The organism is Alteromonas sp. ALT199 (genome assembly GCF_018619335.1).
In the GTDB taxonomy this organism is placed as follows: domain Bacteria; phylum Pseudomonadota; class Gammaproteobacteria; order Enterobacterales; family Alteromonadaceae; genus Alteromonas.
In genome coordinates, this window is sequence record NZ_JAHHDX010000048.1 from 454 (window position 1) to 1,171 (window position 718).

Annotated in this window: 1 protein-coding gene; it reads left to right on the top strand. The window is 42.6% G+C overall.

Going from position 1 to position 718, the window contains the following annotated elements; translation table 11 throughout:
• Window positions 1-310 (top strand): translation elongation factor Ts (gene tsf, locus KL866_RS20190; protein WP_251139865.1); only part of this gene is annotated, 310 nt, incomplete at its 5' end.
• Between the last annotated feature and the right edge of the window lie 408 nt (window positions 311-718).

The following is a 718-nucleotide window of genomic DNA, read 5'->3' on the forward strand; positions in this document are numbered from 1 at the left end:
TGAAAATGTTCCGGCTGAAGTGGTAGAGAAAGAAAAAGAAATCCAAATCGAAATTGCTATTCAGTCTGGTAAGCCAGCTGAAATCGCTGAGAAAATGGTTGCAGGCCGCATGAAGAAGTTCACTGGCGAAGTGAGCTTGACTGGTCAGCCTTTCGTTAAAGATCCTTCAATCTCTGTTGCTGAACTTCTTAAGAATAACAGCGCAGACGTAATCAACTTCGTACGTTTCGAAGTTGGTGAAGGCATCGAGAAGAAGACTGAAGACTTCGCTGCTGAAGTAGCTGCTCAAATGGAAGCTGCTAAGAAATAATTGAGCGTTTATCTTTTGCATTACGCAATAGTTAGATAAACTACAGAGCACCTCTTAGGAGGTGCTTTTTTATAGCTGCACATCTTAAGCATTGCTAATGCAGTGCGCAAATGTGAAGCTAGGCGAGAAATAAGTGTGCGCCTGTCAAACAAAGGAAAGCGGTTTGTCCTATGTTTTTTTCATTGATTTGATGAAAGACATAGGACAAAACGGGTTTACGAGGACAATTCGAACTATGAGTATCACACCAAAATCAGCATACCGACGCATTTTGTTAAAGCTTAGTGGGGAAGCCCTAATGGGGGCTGAAGGCTTCGGCATAGACCCTAAAGTGTTAGATAGAATGGCACAAGAGATTAAAGAGCTGGTTGAACTTGGAGTTCAAGTTGGTTTGGTTATCGGCGGTGG